Origin of the sequence: Nostoc sp. NMS7 (assembly GCF_017115085.1) — a bacterium.
Classification (GTDB): domain Bacteria; phylum Cyanobacteriota; class Cyanobacteriia; order Cyanobacteriales; family Nostocaceae; genus Nostoc.
On sequence record NZ_JABXKJ010000263.1, the window covers coordinates 30,575 to 47,185 of the forward strand.

Consider the following 16,611-nt stretch of genomic DNA (forward strand, 5'->3'; position numbering starts at 1 on the left):
TCTTTGAGAGTAGACCCCCCAAGCTCAATATACATCAATCAAAAGTACAAACTGCAAAACGAGCGCCAGCTTAATCAAATCTTTTATTGCTTTAACTGCTGCGTCCGCTCTGCGCGATCGCAGCAGCGATCGCCCCACTCAGCAGGCAGAGGCAACAGCACTATTGTTGCTGTACCCACCCACGAGCCTTGATAGCTTGGCAGTAATACTTCATTACTATGTTGCCAAGAGAATCTCCTGTAACCGGAATTTCCTTATCTTCCTTCCCCTCGCTTATCTTCCTACCAGTGTTTCTGTCGAAAACTCTAGACCCAACCATCCACAATCTTTCATCACCGCACGAAGCATGAAGCATATACTCAAACTTCAAGTCATCTTTAAATTGGTAAATCTTAAGAACCTCTCCAAGTTTGTGTTTTTTCTTACCCATAGTGATGGTGTCCAACTCACCCATAGTGGTGGTATCCAACAAAAACCGATCGCCATTGCTATCAGAGCCAACGTTGAAGTATTTTTCAGCATCTTGGGCACAGACAAGTCCGTTAGTAATTAAAACTGAGATTGCTGTGATGGACAAGACACCAATTAATCGCTTGAGGTGATTCATGTTGAACACTGAGTTAAAAATATCATCTCAGTCTTAACTCTTTTACTTAAAATGGTGTCATGACAAAGTTACTGAAAAGTGACTGAAGATTACGCGGTGCTTACGGCAGTAACAAGGCGTTCACTACCCAAAAATAAAACCCAGGAGCGATCGCTTACCAGGCACTAGCTCATGGGTTGATTTAAATTCACAAACCGAGAAAATTTATGAGTGGCTTAACCATAGCAAACTTCTCTGCACCTTGCACAGAACAAACTTTCACGCGCACAAAACGCTTTCGTCCCAGGCAGATGCGGTATAGAAAAATGCTCTTGGTTGAGCGATGCGGGATGAAATGTTTTTGGTGTAGCTGCGACCTAACAGTAGAAACCATGACCATCGACCACCTCGTTCCACTATCCAAGGGCGGTAGCAACAAACTGAAAAATCTCAGAGCAGCTTGCGCTAGATGCAACCAAGCGCCGGGTAATGCGATGCCAGCAATCGAGCAATTAACAGGAGTAAACATGATTGATGCCGAAGAACAAAAAACAATTCGCTGGGTCTTGCGGATTGCTCGTGGCGAAGCACTCGTTCCCTTCATCAAAGATTTTCTGAATCTACTGAATCAAGAAGGTTTTTTGCTGGAAGACTTGCTAGACGCGCTTTCCAAATGGGCCTTTAATCAAAGGTCGATTCCGAGTTCAGTAGCGAAACATTTAGAAGATGCGGTAACTGAATTGCGAACAGAGGCAAAGAACTGATTTTTACACTTGTCCCAAGCATGGACATAACAACCATTGTCCACGCTTGGGACGAAAAATCGTATAGCTTATAAGTCCTCAAGCATGAGGTTAATTAATCTCTTGCGTTGCTCCTTAGTCAGTCTCTTGGCTAATAAAAAAATTTCCTCTGGCGAAATAGGTTGATCGCCAGAATCGCTCTTAACTTCTTCCCCCTTAAGATAATTACGCAGTGCATCAATACCACTTAGCCCGGCCTTTTTGGCAATTTTATCCATGTTCTCTGAAGATGGGAAGCCATTTCCGGCTAGCCACTTTTGAACAGTAGACGAACTAATGCCTAGTTCGCGAGCAAACTTAGTTTGAGAGAGATCACCTTTCGCTCTAGTAACAATTTCTATGAAACGCTCTCCGTATTGCTCCTTATCCATTAATGCCTGAAGAATTTCCATCCACATAATCATAATTCAGCATTTAGCCGATGTTAAAAGTCCCAGCGCAGTTTACAGATTCTTATAGTATGATTTATAGCAACCACACAATGAAATTATTACAACTAAAGTGGCAAGAGCAAAACTAGTACAGGGAAGCGAAAAACCAGTTAAAAAATCCTATACAACCTCTATTGCTACAGCATCGGAGGTAGTAACCATAGCAAAAGCACTGGCAGTCCCTGAGTCAGCAATAGTCAATCTTGCGTTGAGAGACTGGCTAATAAAATACCGGAAAGAACAGTATGAAGCGGAAGCCAGTAGTGGTCTGGTTTCACGCTCCAAGGTATTGGTGGCGTAACTATGGAACGAAGTCCACCATACAAAATTGACCCATCGCCTGTCTCCGGCGATGTGGAGTTTTCAAGAGATCGACTCATCCCCGAAAGCCAACTTGAGGCGATCGTGGAAAGGCTCGTCAAAAAAAAACTAGCCCAAATGCTAGGAGTCAATGCCGATGCCCAACACCAAAGGCAGTGGTACGACACAGAGGATGCTTGGGACAGATTGGACTTAGGCAACTCCGAGCAATTGCGTGAGATGGTACGCTCTGGGTTTTTGAGATTTGGGATTGAAGTACGTGATGTGCGGAGTCCTACCTCTCGAACTGCAAGATATCAGTTTCACATTAAAAAATGTGGGGATCGATTATCCTTGCCACCTGAAAAACGGCAAGGAAAAAAATAGCGTAATCGTGGATGATTACGCCCAAGAAAAATGTTTACATTATGGTTACATTATGACACAAACTTTACTTTCACGAAACCCAGATGTTTCGGTGCAATCGAACACCCGTAAGGATTTATCTGCTATCAATCCTGCAAATATTCAAGTACCATTCGGCACTTATGTTGATGCAGAAGAAGTAGAAAAAATAGTTCAGATTTTAAACAATAAGGGTAACTTACCCGATATTATTGTTACCCCAGAGGATATATTAATTAGCGGGATAAATGCCCTAGAAGCCGCTAAGAAAACAGGACAACCTCTGATTCTAGTATCAGTTCAAAAAGTAAAAATAGAGCATTCATTGATACAGATAGCTTCTATCAAGCTAGACGGTGGTACACAGTCCAGGGCGGGTATAAACCAACAAATAATTGAAGAGTATGCACAACTCTGGCGTGAGGGCGTAAAGTTCCCCCCAGTAGTCGTTTTTTATGATGGACAAAGTTATTGGCTGGCAGACGGCTTTCATCGTTGCATCAGCGCAACTGCCGTTCTGATTCTGGAAATTGAAGCCGATATCCGCCAGGGAACTCGCAGAGAGGCGGTGCTTTTCTCGGTCGGTGCCAACGGCAACCACGGGTTGCGGCGAACCAACGAGGATAAACGCCGGGCTGTTAGCAACTTGCTCAGTGATGAGGAATGGCAGAAATGGAGCGATCGCGCGATCGCTAAACAGTGCGGTGTGAGCAATAGTTTCGTGGGCAAAATTCGTGGTGAACTACCTCCATCTGTGAACGGTACACAGATAGAACCAGAAACAAGACAGGTTACTCGCCAAGGTACTACCTATACTCAAAAGCTTGCCTCTTCATATAAACTCTGGCTTCCAAAATTGATGGAGAAAGTAGAAATAATCGGTGGTGACTATAAGGGCAAATTTGCTCAGGTGCGGGTGATCACCGGAAATGCGGCTATGTGCCTGATTGAAGGTGACAAGGAAAGTGAGCAGAAAACTATTTTTTTGTCGCACCTCAAACCAGTTCAAGACGCGATGACAACAGCACCCACATCTGTCAAGCAAGAGTTAAGAGAGATCCAAAAAGAAGCAGGGTTTGGTGCAAGTGAACAACTATTTACAGAAGCTCCTCGGAATGAAGGAGCGCCACCATTGGAGCAACTTCCAGCCTTAATTACCAATTTCAATACCACTGGCGTTGCTTTGGTGACTGAGGTAGCGATCGCACTCATGCGCCTGTCTCCAGAGGAGGTAAATCAGGCAATCTGAAAAGCGTCTGCCAATTGGAACCAAGGGCAAAGAGAAGCTGCTTATCAAGCTTTGAATGAACACACAAGAGCCGCAGCGTGATGGTAAACATTGCTTATGAAGAATTCATGGGTGATAAACCCGACTATGCCTATGACGAGGAGGAGGAATGCAGCAATTAACTTTATTTGATATCCCTACCACGCTGCCGATTGAATATCATCCTGGCTTTTTGCATAGCACCAAAGCCGATGCTCTACTAACTCATTGCAAAGCCTTAGCATGGCAGCAAAATGAGATACGAATGCTGGGCAAACCACTTCAAGTCCCACGATTGGAGTGTATGTATGGTGTACCTGGAGCTAGTTATCTGTACTCCAACAGCGTCACCCTTGATGCACTGCCTTGGACACCGGAGTTGTTGAATTTACGCGATCGCATTACAGCTTTTTGTGGTCATTTCTTTGATATTGTCATCGGCAACCGCTATCGCAATGGCCAAGACTCTATCGGTTGGCATTCTGATGATGAGCCATCGATGGGGTATAGACCGGCGATCGCCTCTATTAGTTTGGGATGCGATCGGGATGAAAAATATTTTCATAGCAGAAGCTATTTAGTTCCGCATAGAAAATTTGGTGAGTGGTTTGAAGTCAGCAAAGAAAGAGACGATACCCTATCTCTAAGTTTATTTGATGCGCTTGAAATTGAGTTTACTGGGTATCGCCCAACTTGTAATCAGTACTTAAGGCAGTCTTTTAAATTAACGATTGAAAATTCAGGCTTATCTGTTGAGGGATTATTTACTGAAGGTAGATATTCTAGTGAGCTTTATCAGCCGCTAAGACTTCTTTATTTAGGAATCACTAACTTATCTTTACTTGAAAAGATTGTTAATTTCTCGTTTCAAACTTTACCTGCAAGTATTGGAACGTGTAGGAATCCACAAGAGTTAGAAGATAAGGCTTGGGCTGTTTGTAATACAGCAGCAGAACTTCTCTTAGGACAAGACCTTTTTGATATCGAAGAATCTATAGCTCGCTACAAAGGTAAGTGAAATGCATACAACTTTACTTGATAGCCTTCTGGCTAAACCAATTGCATTTCATCGCATCTTTGCAACTATAGGCGGCGGTGCAACAGAAGGTTTATTTCTTAGCCAAGCTTATTATTGGTCTTTCCGTACCACGCTTGAAGACAATTGGTTCTACAAAACTCAAAAAGAGTGGTGTCAGGAAACTGCGCTTACTCGTAACGAGCAAACAACTGCAAGAAAAAGATTACTCAAGCTTAAAATTCTTGAGGAAAAAAAGGAGGGACTGCCTAGCCAATTGTTTTATAGGATTAATAGAGAAAGGCTTTATGAGCTTATTCTCACTAAAGGCTCAAACCCTGATGGTTGTCAGATTGTTGAAAACGACAATCTTGATATATCCAGTTTGCAAAATCCTGTAAGCAAGCCTGCGACAAACAACATTCAATCTATATATACAGAAAATACTTCAGAGACTACCTCCCCCCTTACCCCCCAAGGGGAAAAAGAGGGAGAGAGAAATTTTGGATTTGAAATAGGGCAAGAAGCAACAACTCAACCTTTTGCTACGTTGTTAAGTCAGCCAAAAACTACGCAACTAACAAGCAAGCCTTTCATGCAGGCAATTGTTCCGGCGGCGGTGGCAATCGCCAAAACTGATAAATTTTTTACAGGGAAAACTCGTGACCAACAAAAATACGATCGCTGGGCTGAAACTGCACATCCAGCGCTTGTCTATGGTGGAGAAGATACACCCTGGTTAGAACCTCCAACTAGAGCAGAATTTATAAGATTCAATCAAAGCTTTGTTGATTGGCATACTAGCAGGTGCATGGAAAAGTTTCATAAGCAAGATAAATTCCAAGCTGAAGCTGATTTTGTAGCTTCACTAAGAAACACTGCTGAAAGCTGTGCAAGCCGATGGGCTGAATATCACAAGCACATGATCTGTCATGCTGCGACAGCTGCGGCCAGGATGAATAATGGCATTGAAATAAGCGACATTGAAAAACAAAAGTTTATAAAACACCAACGGGCATTTACCGGAATTACGCCAGAGTCAACCGAGAGCATAGACCCGAAAATCATGGCATCTGCACAACCAGCACCTATAACCCCAGTGCTTGAATCAGTCGCAACCGTCCCCGACGACATTTGGGATAAAGTCAAGTCTGCAACCGACGAATATGAAATTGCAGCTACAGCAACCCCAGAGGGCGCAGAAAATGCCCAGATGTACAAACATTCTATTGACCTAGAAGCCCGTGCTTACTATGAAAAATTAGACCAGCAAAATAAAAAATCACAATCTTTGTCTACTGCCGTTGAATCGGTTGATAGTCCAAAACCTATTGCAGAACAGATTAAAAATCTGGCGAGTAGCAAGTCGATGCCAAGAGTTAGCGATCAAGATAAGGAAGATAAAACCAGGCTATCCCATTGGAATGATTTGTTGGCAACTGGATTGCCAACAGTTATGGCAGACGCAGAAAGACAAGCATTAAAGGCTGGCTACATCATCGTTGACGGACAAGCTGTAGAACCGGAGTTTTAACATGGATATTGAAGGCATAAACTATACCAAGCAACCTAGCTGTACGGTTGGAGGAGGCGCAATAAATGTGTGACTGCGATCGCCCCGACTATGACGACGAAGAGGGAGAAGAATTGTACGACGAGAACGAGGTAGTGGCAGAATTGTCTTTTCCTTGCTGTGAGTGCAATCACCCTATAAAAGCAGGTGAAAAATACAGGCACATTAGAGGCTGTTGGGATGGCGATTGGTCTACTTATGGGATGTGTTTAAGTTGCTCAAGAGTGAGCGATCGCTTGTCAAAAGAACTTAATGCTTGCCACTGTTTTGGCGGTCTTTACGATGAATTGATTAATTCCGATATTCTCTGTCGTGATGAGCTTGATCGAGAAACTTATTTTTGCAGTTGTACTTGGTTAAAAGTTGTGAGCCAAAGTCCTCTCAGGTGTGACACGGAGGAAACCGTATGAATTTTTCTTCTCGTCAACTTGAACTCATAAGCTCCCAAGTTAACCTGATCGCCCCTGCCAAAATCATGATTTGCGAAGGCTTTGCCTATAGGCAGATCCCAGATTATCATCATCACATTCAGTGCCACATCAAAGGATCTAAAAAGCCTCTGTTAATTATAGAAACCGATCCTAGCACTTCATTGCATCGCGCACTTTTTTGGCAAACAAAACTCATGGGTTTTGACGTGAAGCACGTTGCTCATATTCAGCGAGATGACGAAGGTGGTTGTGCATTGTCGGTCGAACTTTGGCTGGTTGACAATAAACAGACCAATGAGGAGATAGCAGCCAAGGTAAAATCTTGCCTCAATTGTCTTATGGGAGAATTTCACCCAGTAGTTGATAGCGGTTTGTATTCCTACTCTGGTGAGTGCTGCCATTTTGAAGATGGTGTCCGCGAACAGGTTTTGGAAATTATCGGAGTGGAGAGCGAGTATTTGGTGGAAGTTGAACAGATGTTTGAGCGAGTGGGACAGCAATGCCCAATGTGGGAGCCAAAGAAATGATTGAGCCAGCGTATGAAGATTTTGTACAAAATCATCCGGCGATCGCCAATCGTTTATGTACAGAATCGCCTCCCGGTATCCTATTCTTTATCGGGAGCAGTCCAAGCCAGGCTGCTACTATCGTTAATCCCGACTTCCCTTGTGCTGGGGTGATGATCAGCGTGAATCAGCTGCAAAAGAGGAAGAGTGATTTTGTAGCCAAAGACTGGATTTTAGATTCAGGCGCTTTTACTGAAATATCAAGATATGGTCAATATCGTTCATCTGTTGGGGAGTACGCTATGCAGATCAGGCGTTGGAGTCAATGCGGTAATTTGCTGATTGCTGTATCCCAAGACTGGATGTGTGAGCCGTTCATTCTTGAACGAACCGGACTGACGGTGACACAACACCAGCAATTGACCATTGAAAGATACGATGCATTGCTTCCCCTAGTACCCCAAGTGCCGATTATGCCTGTGATCCAGGGATATAAAATCTCGGAATACCTGAGCCACATTGACCAGTATGGCGATCGCTTACTCCCAAATATGTGGGTAGGTGTTGGTAGTGTTTGCAAGCGCAACTCCGATCTGAACCAAATTGAAGATATTTTAGCCAGCATCAAAAATAAACGCCCCGACTTGCGACTACATGGGTTTGGATTAAAACAAACTGCTCTGGAGTCGCCAGTAGTGCAATCGCTTCTCTATAGCTGTGATTCTATGGCGTGGTCTTACCCACTGAGGTTTAAGTCACCGGGGGATGATTTTGTGCAGAATCAAATGACGCTTGCTCACAAATATCAAGTTGGGGTACAGGAGCGAATTGAAGGCAGCTATGTCCGCAAAATACCTCGCACATCTGGAGCGGGAAACGGACAAGGACGTAAGCCAAAATGGAGCCACAAGACCAAACCCGTAAGACTTCCGGTGAAATTCAGAAATGGGAAAAGTTTAGAGGATTTAAAGTCCATCGCCCAGGAGTGGGATAAATGATTGAATTAGCCCCACCCAACCTTGGAAAATTATTCACCAGTTGCACCAAACGCCCAGCCACCGCAGAAGACATTAAAATTCTCTCCCCTGGCGACTGGATTAGCGAGAAAGATTGTCCTTGGTCTTGGCAGTTTAAAAACTCTTGTCAGGATATGGCAGTGGGTGTGTGGGAAGGGAAGGAGTTTTTTATCCCCACAAATCTACTGATGGTTTGCACGGTTGTTGAAACCAATCCTGTTGAAAAGTTTCTGGAATCTGATTGTAAATTTAAAGTAGGTGATCGCGTTCGAGATACTTTTGGTGATAGGTTGAAAGGAAGGTTAGAGCGAAAAGGAATTGTTCTTGAGCTTTGTAAGAAATGGGCTATAGTTCGTTGGGATTGTCAGCCAGAGAGTCATGTAGGTGGCTGTCAGTGGAGTTATGAATATTTAGAAATTGAAAAGTCATTTAAACCAGTTCTATCACCAGGTGCACCGATCGCAGTTACCTTATTCGCTGGCGGCGGCGGTGTCGAGGCTGGCATGGTGGAAGCTGGGATACGTCCACTTATTGCGGTGGAATTTGACCCGAAAAAGCCTAAATTGAGTGGTGCGATCACTGACACTCACGAACGCAATTTTGGCGAATACGGTTGCCAAGTCGAGCGAAAAACTGTTCAGGAAATATCAAAGTTAAGGTTTCCATTCGTACCACATACTATCGATTTTCTCCACGCTTCCCCGATGTGTAGCAATTTTAGTGTTGCCAAGGATGGGGTTATCGAGACACAAGATGACATTGATATGGCGACCGCGGTTGCCGAAATTATCCGTTACCTGAAGCCTAAATTCTTCACGCTGGAAAACGTGAAGCGTTACCGTGACTCTCAAAGCTTCAAAGTCATCGCCCAGGCATTAGAAGAAGAGGGCTATCTCTGGCAAGGACAAATCATGACTTTACTGGACTGCCAAGCCAGAGAGCGGTTCATTGTCCGCGCTGCTAAAGGCTGGTTGCCACCATTGCCGGAGCCAATTCAACCAGTGGGATGGTATGAAATGGTATCTGGCCTTATTCCCAAAATGACAGATTCAGAATTGGTTTCAGGGCAAAAGAAAGCACTTGAAGAATTTCTTTCAACAAACGAACCTACACCATTGTTAATTCAGAGAATAGGAGCAAGAAAGAGAGAGTACAGAGTCAAACCCGCCCATCTCCCTTGCAGTACGATACTGCGATCGCACTTCACCGATGGCAAAGGCAATAACCGCAATAAGTTCGCCGATATTTGGCTACCCTTCTCCTTTGGAGACGCAAGCGCGAACGACACCGCTCAGGGTGAACCCGGTGGAACAGTCAAATCACTGTCCCTTGAAGCAGCAGCGCGGTTACAAGGTTTTCCTGATTGGTATGAATTCCCCCCAGATACCGCCACTGCTGGCTCGATTATTGGTTATTCAGTGCCACCAAAATTTGCAGCGCGATTATTTAAATCGCTGCAACAACCACCGCCAACTGAGATCCAAATACAAATGTGCCAGGAGCGCATCATCCAGCACAATTGGCATATTCAGAATCTAGATGTGCTACCACAAACTAAGGATATCAAGGAAGCGATTAAGAAGGCTAAAGGTGCGATCGCTTCTGAACAAGATCGCATTAATCAACTGCTGGAGGATCTGATTATCTGTCGGCAATTTATTGCTTTAGGATGGGATCGCTCTCAGGCACGAAATGAGACTCTGAAGCTATTGCAGCGTGGTTAACTTTTCTAACTGTAGAATCCGCTTAAGAATTGCAACGGGAATCACCTCTGAGTTAATATCTGAAACATCTCAGCCCCACTAGCACGCTGGGTAATTATCAAACTAACTTTTGTATTGTCAACATTATCTATAAATGTCGTCATTGCCATTCGTTGTCCTGCTTGAGGAGTACCTTGAGTATACCGAAGCTGAGGATACTGAATTAAACTTCTAGTAAAAGCATCAAACTTATAAAAGTTTGATGTGCCATTTAAATTTATATAAGCATTGCATCCCCTGGTATCAATATCCCCAGTAGCAGGAGCAATTCCAACTGGGTCATAAACTAAGCAAGTTCCTGAACCAAAAGTAATTCCACTGTTTGAATAAGGAACTGATGAACTCCATGAACCAGTTGCAGACCCAGCAATGTCAAGAATATCTAATGTTAAAACATTCCCACCCTTAAAGCTATAAATTTGGCTATATCTTAAATTTTTATCAGCATCAAGAAGCATTCCAAATGCTTGAAAACTAGAACAACCTGTATTGATTGCTGTGGGTCTATTTGCCCAAGTAGCAGTTGACCAACTATCAGCAGTTTGACCTCCAGAAACAGAACTAGCTGTATAAGAATAAGTAGAATTATTCCCACTTGTCCAAAGCAAGATATCGTTATTGCTTTCAATAACAAATTTGGCATTAGCAGAAGGAGTAACCGACCAAGTTGGGATTGTATAGACTGCTGATGCCCCAGCAGTATGACTTGTAATTCTCCGCCTTTGTCCAACTGAACCAATATTTACTGTATCTTCTACTATCCTTATTTGAAAGTTTCTGTATTCATTTGCAAGTACATTAGCATCACCACTCGCAGATTGTCCGGTGATAGTAGTGCTAGAAATTGCAGTCGCTAACAAGCATCGATAAAGTCCATTATTATAAGTAGAAGTGCCAACTACAAATCCTTCGCCAGGAACATTCGTATAAGGAACATAAAGCTCATCTAAAGCGACAAGGCTAGAATCAATAGTAATAGCAGCAGGTAGGTTTGTAACTGAAAGAGAGCCAGAGAAAAGATTTAATGCCGGGTCGTAATATTTAAAACCCGGAGTTACACTACTACCCAAGCAATAAGCTCTGCCAGAAAGAATTTCAAAAGTAGAGCCAGCAACAGGAGTAAAAGATAATGCGCTGTCTAAAGTAATTAATGGCGTAGAACTACTAGTATTTGCCCTAATTAGCTTCTCTTCAGTTTTTCCAGTTCCTCCCGAACCATTATCTACAATTTTGATTCTATATCCCCGTCTATCACTTCTAGCAGCTAATTGATTCAATCCCAAGGTTACAAGAAGGGCACTAGAAGGTGTGATTTTAGTTGTAGTAGCACCAGAAGCAATCGAACCTCTAGCGCCTTGACTAGGAACAAAAATTCCTGCTGATCCTGCACCTACAGCACCAGTAAGACCAGGACTGCCAACAAACGACCAACCATCATTTTCTACTTGATAAGAATTAAAAATTGTATTAGAAATTAACTGAAATATTTCTGGATGTCTATCCTTTGTATTTCTAAGGTCACAGATTAAAGGATTACCACTAGAACTAGCATTCGGTGCAACAGCAAGAGGTCGCCATTCTGGAAGATCAATAATTGGCTTAAAGTTAAAAGTAGTCGGCATAATTATTCTCCTAATAATGCAGCTAGCTCAGTTTGAGCAGCAAGCATACAATCATTCAATTCTTGAATAAAATTTGGATCAGTATCTTCAGGTAAGGAAATTAAATAGTTTTGATAGCCAAGAATACAATCTTGTAAATATTTAATTCTTTTTTGTTTGTTTAACTCGACAATAAGAGCATCTAATTCATCTTGCTCAGTTTGATTATCAGGAGTTTCAACTTGAACTGCTTGATAGGTAAGCAACAAATTTAAAGCTACTGTAGAATCCGCAACCGTTCTCAAATGTCCTTGGGCTGATACCGTCCAATCAATCCCATAATAGTTTGCAATTGTATTAGGTTGCTCCCCATTATTAGCGCCATAATAAACAAATAAATGAATCATAGTTAAGTGATTTGCCTTCTAACATTAAGCACCCATGTAGTGCGATCGCAGCTATACATGAGAGTATTTTGAATTGGTTGATTATTGAGAGAATTTAAAGATGTAATATTATTAACTGTACCAACACTACTTACTATTGTCACACCTGACAAAGTACCATTAGCAATATTACAGTTCACATTACTATTGTTAGGATTAACCCACAAAGGTCTAGCAATGGTTCTGAGAATTGAATTCAAAACATTAACTAAACCTTGAAAATCTGTAGAAGAGACTGCATTATTTGGTAGTGGTAAACTTGTGGCTGATACAGGTTGAGTTACAGCACTACCATCTATTTTTAAAGCATCCCCCACTAAAGTTAATTTAGCCAGAATAGATTGTGCGAAAACAGCAAATACCCCGTCGGTGGCTAAAGTGACAGGCATAGCAGCCGCCGCAAGCGCTACTCCTTGTGCAGGGATTCGGCTTACAAGAAGCCACATTCCCGACAGCCACCCAAGCACCCCAGAACCTCCAAAGGGCATTACAGCAGCAGTAATCGGAGTACCGATCGCATTACTCAAATTCAACAACTTAGCGGCGTCCACATCTGACAAAGCAACAGACCAATTGCCAATTTGTCGAGCGCCGACATTTTCGTTGGATGGTTCAACGCTTGCGCCAACTGGGGCAGTTGCCAAAATTGTCCCAAGCGAAAGGTTCATCCAAACTACAGAAAGAGAGGGTGGAGTCCCATTAACATCTACAACTCCAACTCTGGCGAGCAAATCGCCAACGGAATACCCCGTACCTGGCGACAAAACATCATAGAAGGCAGTTATGACATTTCTATCTGAAGTTGCGAGGGGGCGCAAAACTCCTGTGGGATTAGCGGCATTACCATTCGGATCAGTGTAAGCATACGTTATCGCCCCTGTGCCTTCGGCGACTAGCTCTCTCCGAATATAGTAAAGCCCTGAATCGTTTATCCAAATGGTTGCTGCAAGATTAATTTGTGCCTTTATGGCAGCAAGTATTTGCGTTAGCGTAGTGTTTGTCGGAGGATCACTTAGCAGAGGGACATCAACTTTTAAGCGATCGCCTATGGGAGCAGAAGGAAACTGTAAGGCGAGAGTAGCGATCGCGTTAAGTATCTGAGTCTCTCGTGTAATTTGTGTTGCTTGATTAGCAGCACTGGCATCGCTACCACCACTGCTACCACCAACAGAACCTACAAGGTTCCCTTCGGAGTCAACAGGAGTAAACTTTTGATAGGGCGTTTCTTGATATGTCATGACTTGCTACGTTTGATGACCTGGGTTTCCGACGCTCCTAGCGTCGCTAACGCTGCGCTATCGATGACGATTAGTTCTTGAGGCTCTGGCACAGGGACAGGAGTTGATGCCAAAGTTGGCACCACTGGAGGCAGAATTATGGGCGGTTCTTTTAGCCATCCCTTGCCAATCCACCCAGGTGCATCGATCGCCGCAATCTGGCGATCGCGTTTCCCATCTGGACTATAAAGAGTTACTGGAACGCTCATGATGCAAGGAAGGCTCCATAGTTCAAGTTTCCAGGAGTGCCGATTTTTGTAGCTTTAGCGCGGGTGTAAATAATGCTGCTATAAACTACACCCGGCAAATTCTTCTCTACCCATTCGCCACTTAGAGGAACTTGGAAGCGATTGGCAAGTCCAATGGGGCTAACCGTGCCTACGGGAATGAAAGTCAAATTATCGGCGGATACTTCAATGGTGATTAGCCAAAATGAAGTCCCGTATACGTATCCGGTATAAGCGGCAACATCTGTAACGGCTTTGTAATAGCAAAGTTCGGCGGGGTTAACAGTGTTGATTGCTGTTTCTGCGGTTGTTGCACTGATAGCCAGAGCAGTTGTGAAATCACGTAAAATCAGACTGGCATCCAAAAGGATAGCGCGACGATTAGCGATCGTTGAACGAGCCATATATTTTCGAGGAATGAATAATTTACCGAAAAATTGGAGCTATCTGTCCTCGGAGTACAGATAGATTTGGCAATTGATTTATCAGCTAATTGGTGGCGCGTTGGTAATGCCGTAAAGTCTTGCAGCTGCGCGACCGTGATAACAGGCGATCGCGGTGTACCAATCAACGCGAGTACGGAACACCGGCTTGATTGACAATTCCCCTAAATCACGCGAACTGACACCATAAACCCCATCAATTGCACCTTGAATGCCATTGAGCATCATCTCCTTGAAGCAAACGCAATAAATGCTTTGGCATTGGGTGCTAGATACATTATCAGGGCTAGTTTCGGTGAAATCCATGATAGTATTGCCGTTGTTGTCGTAATCGGCAATCAAGATTGGCAACCCGTTATAGAACATCACACGGTTGCCGAACTCATCTTGAGTGAAATCAACATCACCGCTTACGGTACGATTTCTGATTGCTTGATTTAGTTTTCGTCGTGCAGATTTGCCCATTACCAAGTGGGTGCCACCATCAACTTGATCAATAAGTTGATCAAGTTTTTCTAGAGAAAGCGGTCCACCGGCATCATTATTAGAAATTAGTTGGCTGCCAGTGAGTCGTACTTGCAGCCCATCAAATCCCCGCGGATCGATGGTTGAATCACCTTTGATAAAGTTATAAGTCCAAGCTAGCGCAAGAGCTTTCACCTTCTGCATCTCATGCACAGAACGTACTTCTGGCCCTTGCATATCGATAATGGCGCGGTCAACGTCTAAATCGCCACCAAAGATTTTCAGTGCTTCAGATTGGGGATTAAGCACACCCACTGATTCTGTATAGCCTTGATTTACACCGCGAAACCCTACACCTGGAAGCTTATCTTCACGGTTGTAGTGCTTGCCGGTGCCAGCGACATTTTCAAAAGTAATAGCCCGCAGGATGTCACTGGATGCGGCATATTCTTCGATAATCGTTGCAGTTACGGGGGAAGCGCTAAGTTTTGCCGCCTCCAAAAGAGTCATCGCCATTATGTGATGCCTGAATTATTTTGTCATCTGTCTGGCATCACGCCAAGCAAGACTAATGAATTACTGAATTACTGAATCACTCAGTTAATTAAGTAATTCCCATTGCTCGGAATTTTGTAATCCGATCGCTACGACTAGGAATCTGCATAATCTGGGCTGCTACCATCGCACCGTTTTGGCTTCCTTGGCTTCGCGTCATTCCGCCGCCTGCACCATTGCTAATTGGTTCAAAAAGAGAAGCTGTAGGCCCCGCCGATCGCAATTTGAACATCAAATCATCAACAGTGAAACTCACGCCCTTAGTGTCTTTGAGTGGCGTTTTGTCGCGGGGGTCAATGATGGTGATTTTGCCCTGGTCGTCTAACACGATGTGGGTTGCGGCGCGATCGCGGATCAAGTCAAAATAAGTCCATCCGTCATCATCTTTGCCCGATTTGCCGCCAGTGGCATAGAAGGATTTCTCCAGAGCATTGACAATTTGAGATTGTCTATTACTTTCTTGCAGCTGCAAAATTTGCTGTTGGAGAGTCGTTTTTTCGCCTGTCCAGCGTTCTTTTAATTCAGCAAAACCGCGCTGTTCTTCGAGCTTGCGGTCTTCGTATTGTGCAGCAGTAATTTCTAATTCTTTGTATTTAACCGGGTCGATGCCCTTGATTTTTTCTAGTTTCTCTGAAAGTTCGTTAACTTGGGTTTCCAAGTCCCTAGCCTTTTTAGCGGCATCGTCACGTTCGGTGCGAGTCGCCTTGGCTGTATTTAGGATTTTGCCAATTTCTTCGTCAGTATATTGTTTCGTTTCGGAGTTCGTCGGAATCGGATCTAGTTCAGTAGCCATTAAGCATCACGCAAAACGTCCTTAACAGAATTCCCAATCACAAACTTTAAAACATCCACAGGCACACAAATCAACGCCAAATACAAACGCATTTGCCACCAAAATACTAACTGTTGCTGACGCTTGGCTCCGACAATATTCCACAATAACGACTTAAGTTGGATAGCGTGAGTTTCTTCATCGTTAGCGATCGCAACTAATTCTTTCCTCACCTCTTCTGAAACAAACCGCATCAATTGCTGATAAAATTTGAACTGAAAATCTTCCAGCACGTACATAAATGCCAAGCGATTTCTCCAATCATAAGAATTAGCAGTGCGAAATCCGAAGAAAACTTTCGCCGCCAAATATCGAGTACTCATACCATCAGCTTTGTAGGATTCACCGCTAGAATCCCAATTTACACAGCCCCAATCAAAAGCCGCTTTCTCCTCACGGCTCATCAGCCCAGCCCCCGACATATTGAGTTTGCTGCCAGTAAGCTGGCAGAATACTTGAGCGTGACTGTATTCAGAGAGTGCTTGTTCTTTTAGCACCGATTCAAGACTGCCATAGTAAGCCGGGAGGTTCTTTGCTTGTCGTAGACATCGCCAACAAAAGAAAAATACCCCAATTTCTAGTTTTTTTAGCAGAATAAGATAGTTAGGTAATAAAGTTATTGTCCTTGCTAATGCCCAAGCAAGAAAATTATCTAATTTCATATTAAGG

20 protein-coding genes are annotated in these 16,611 nt (G+C 43.5%); 10 read left to right on the forward strand and 10 right to left on the reverse strand.

From position 1 onward, the window contains the following. Window positions 1-160: 160 nt before the first annotated feature. Window positions 161-607 carry a hypothetical protein gene (locus HWQ38_RS38485; protein WP_292805202.1) on the reverse strand — a complete coding sequence of 149 codons (447 nt, stop codon included), beginning with the start codon at window positions 605-607 and terminating at the stop codon, window positions 161-163. A 206-nt stretch (window positions 608-813) separates the two neighbouring features. Here HWQ38_RS38485 and HWQ38_RS38490 point away from each other — a divergent pair, with 206 nt between their 5' ends. Continuing rightward, complete coding sequence (locus HWQ38_RS38490; RefSeq protein WP_292805205.1) at window positions 814-1,350, forward strand: HNH endonuclease; 537 nt, start codon at window positions 814-816, stop codon at window positions 1,348-1,350. A gap of 68 nt (window positions 1,351-1,418) precedes the next feature. On the opposite strand, the gene HWQ38_RS38495 is transcribed toward HWQ38_RS38490, so the two are convergent. Then, the gene (locus tag HWQ38_RS38495) at window positions 1,419-1,781 is read right to left on the reverse strand and encodes a helix-turn-helix transcriptional regulator (protein ID WP_292805208.1); all 363 of its coding nucleotides are present in this window, start codon (window positions 1,779-1,781) and stop codon (window positions 1,419-1,421) included. Between the two features lie 109 nt (window positions 1,782-1,890). Here HWQ38_RS38495 and HWQ38_RS38500 point away from each other — a divergent pair, with 109 nt between their 5' ends. The 9 genes from HWQ38_RS38500 (at window position 1,891) to HWQ38_RS38540 (ending at window position 10,057) form a co-directional block, all read left to right on the forward strand. Continuing rightward, window positions 1,891-2,121: a hypothetical protein gene (locus HWQ38_RS38500; RefSeq protein ID WP_292805211.1), complete on the forward strand. Its 231-nt coding sequence runs from the start codon at window positions 1,891-1,893 to the stop codon at window positions 2,119-2,121. A 2-nt stretch (window positions 2,122-2,123) separates the two neighbouring features. Next, window positions 2,124-2,507 carry a hypothetical protein gene (locus HWQ38_RS38505; protein ID WP_292805214.1) on the forward strand — a complete coding sequence of 128 codons (384 nt, stop codon included), beginning with the start codon at window positions 2,124-2,126 and terminating at the stop codon, window positions 2,505-2,507. Between the two features lie 52 nt (window positions 2,508-2,559). After that, on the forward strand, window positions 2,560-3,774 hold the full coding sequence (locus tag HWQ38_RS38510; protein WP_292805217.1) for a hypothetical protein: 1,215 nt from the start codon (window positions 2,560-2,562) through the stop codon (window positions 3,772-3,774). Window positions 3,775-3,922: 148 nt separating this feature from the next. Next, window positions 3,923-4,810, forward strand: a complete 888-nt coding sequence (locus HWQ38_RS38515; RefSeq protein ID WP_292805220.1) for an alpha-ketoglutarate-dependent dioxygenase AlkB — start codon at window positions 3,923-3,925, stop codon at window positions 4,808-4,810. Window position 4,811: 1 nt separating this feature from the next. Continuing rightward, on the forward strand, window positions 4,812-6,341 hold the full coding sequence (locus tag HWQ38_RS38520) for a hypothetical protein (RefSeq protein WP_292805223.1): 1,530 nt from the start codon (window positions 4,812-4,814) through the stop codon (window positions 6,339-6,341). Window positions 6,342-6,406: 65 nt separating this feature from the next. Continuing rightward, window positions 6,407-6,790 carry a hypothetical protein gene (locus tag HWQ38_RS38525; RefSeq protein ID WP_292805226.1) on the forward strand — a complete coding sequence of 128 codons (384 nt, stop codon included), beginning with the start codon at window positions 6,407-6,409 and terminating at the stop codon, window positions 6,788-6,790. Continuing rightward, window positions 6,787-7,338, forward strand: a complete 552-nt coding sequence (locus HWQ38_RS38530) for a hypothetical protein (protein WP_292805229.1) — start codon at window positions 6,787-6,789, stop codon at window positions 7,336-7,338. The genes HWQ38_RS38525 and HWQ38_RS38530 overlap by 4 nt, the downstream gene beginning before the upstream one ends. Then, window positions 7,311-8,315 carry a hypothetical protein gene (locus tag HWQ38_RS38535; RefSeq protein ID WP_292805257.1) on the forward strand — a complete coding sequence of 335 codons (1,005 nt, stop codon included), beginning with the start codon at window positions 7,311-7,313 and terminating at the stop codon, window positions 8,313-8,315. Before HWQ38_RS38530 ends, HWQ38_RS38535 begins: the two co-directional genes overlap by 28 nt. Beyond that, window positions 8,312-10,057, forward strand: a complete 1,746-nt coding sequence (locus HWQ38_RS38540; RefSeq protein WP_292805260.1) for a DNA cytosine methyltransferase — start codon at window positions 8,312-8,314, stop codon at window positions 10,055-10,057. Before HWQ38_RS38535 ends, HWQ38_RS38540 begins: the two co-directional genes overlap by 4 nt. Before the next feature lie 41 nt (window positions 10,058-10,098). On the opposite strand, the gene HWQ38_RS38545 is transcribed toward HWQ38_RS38540, so the two are convergent. From HWQ38_RS38545 to HWQ38_RS38580, 8 genes are all read right to left on the reverse strand, one after another. Beyond that, window positions 10,099-11,718, reverse strand: coding sequence for a hypothetical protein (locus tag HWQ38_RS38545; RefSeq protein WP_292805262.1), 1,620 nt, complete (start codon window positions 11,716-11,718; stop codon window positions 10,099-10,101). A 2-nt stretch (window positions 11,719-11,720) separates the two neighbouring features. Beyond that, complete coding sequence (locus HWQ38_RS38550) at window positions 11,721-12,104, reverse strand: hypothetical protein (RefSeq protein ID WP_292805265.1); 384 nt, start codon at window positions 12,102-12,104, stop codon at window positions 11,721-11,723. A 2-nt stretch (window positions 12,105-12,106) separates the two neighbouring features. Beyond that, window positions 12,107-13,381 (reverse strand): hypothetical protein, encoded by a 1,275-nt coding sequence (locus HWQ38_RS38555; RefSeq protein WP_292805268.1) that lies wholly within the window; start codon window positions 13,379-13,381, stop codon window positions 12,107-12,109. Beyond that, window positions 13,378-13,629, reverse strand: coding sequence for a hypothetical protein (locus HWQ38_RS38560; RefSeq protein WP_292805270.1), 252 nt, complete (start codon window positions 13,627-13,629; stop codon window positions 13,378-13,380). The genes HWQ38_RS38555 and HWQ38_RS38560 overlap by 4 nt, the downstream gene beginning before the upstream one ends. Then, window positions 13,626-14,051 (reverse strand): hypothetical protein, encoded by a 426-nt coding sequence (locus HWQ38_RS38565; protein ID WP_292805273.1) that lies wholly within the window; start codon window positions 14,049-14,051, stop codon window positions 13,626-13,628. The genes HWQ38_RS38560 and HWQ38_RS38565 overlap by 4 nt, the downstream gene beginning before the upstream one ends. A gap of 81 nt (window positions 14,052-14,132) precedes the next feature. Further along, entirely contained in the window at window positions 14,133-15,071 is a 939-nt protein-coding gene (locus HWQ38_RS38570) for a major capsid protein (protein ID WP_292805276.1), read from the reverse strand. Window positions 15,072-15,159: 88 nt separating this feature from the next. Continuing rightward, window positions 15,160-15,903, reverse strand: coding sequence for a hypothetical protein (locus HWQ38_RS38575; protein WP_292805279.1), 744 nt, complete (start codon window positions 15,901-15,903; stop codon window positions 15,160-15,162). Beyond that, window positions 15,903-16,604 carry a hypothetical protein gene (locus HWQ38_RS38580; RefSeq protein WP_292805282.1) on the reverse strand — a complete coding sequence of 234 codons (702 nt, stop codon included), beginning with the start codon at window positions 16,602-16,604 and terminating at the stop codon, window positions 15,903-15,905. Before HWQ38_RS38580 ends, HWQ38_RS38575 begins: the two co-directional genes overlap by 1 nt. Between the last annotated feature and the right edge of the window lie 7 nt (window positions 16,605-16,611).